The sequence below is a fragment of the Duganella vulcania genome (assembly GCF_009857655.1).
GTDB classification, from domain to species: Bacteria; Pseudomonadota; Gammaproteobacteria; order Burkholderiales; family Burkholderiaceae_D; genus Rugamonas; species Rugamonas vulcania.
Window position 1 is genome coordinate 1 of record NZ_WWCX01000287.1, and the last position, 525, is coordinate 525.

General features: G+C 52.4%; 1 rRNA gene. It reads right to left on the reverse strand.

The features are described 5' to 3' along the window. Positions 1 to 525, reverse strand: a 16S ribosomal RNA gene (locus tag GTP90_RS36025); the annotation flags it as partial.

Sequence of the window (525 nt, forward strand, 5' to 3'; positions counted from 1 at the left end):
CCATGTCAAGGGTAGGTAAGGTTTTTCGCGTTGCATCGAATTAATCCACATCATCCACCGCTTGTGCGGGTCCCCGTCAATTCCTTTGAGTTTTAATCTTGCGACCGTACTCCCCAGGCGGTCTACTTCACGCGTTAGCTGCGTTACCAAGTCAATTAAGACCCGACAACTAGTAGACATCGTTTAGGGCGTGGACTACCAGGGTATCTAATCCTGTTTGCTCCCCACGCTTTCGTGCATGAGCGTCAGTTTTGACCCAGGGGGCTGCCTTCGCCATCGGTGTTCCTCCACATATCTACGCATTTCACTGCTACACGTGGAATTCTACCCCCCTCTGCCAAACTCTAGCCTTGCAGTCACCATCGCCATTCCCAGGTTGAGCCCGGGGATTTCACGACAGTCTTACAAAACCGCCTGCGCACGCTTTACGCCCAGTAATTCCGATTAACGCTTGCACCCTACGTATTACCGCGGCTGCTGGCACGTAGTTAGCCGGTGCTTATTCTTCAGGTACCGTCATTAGCA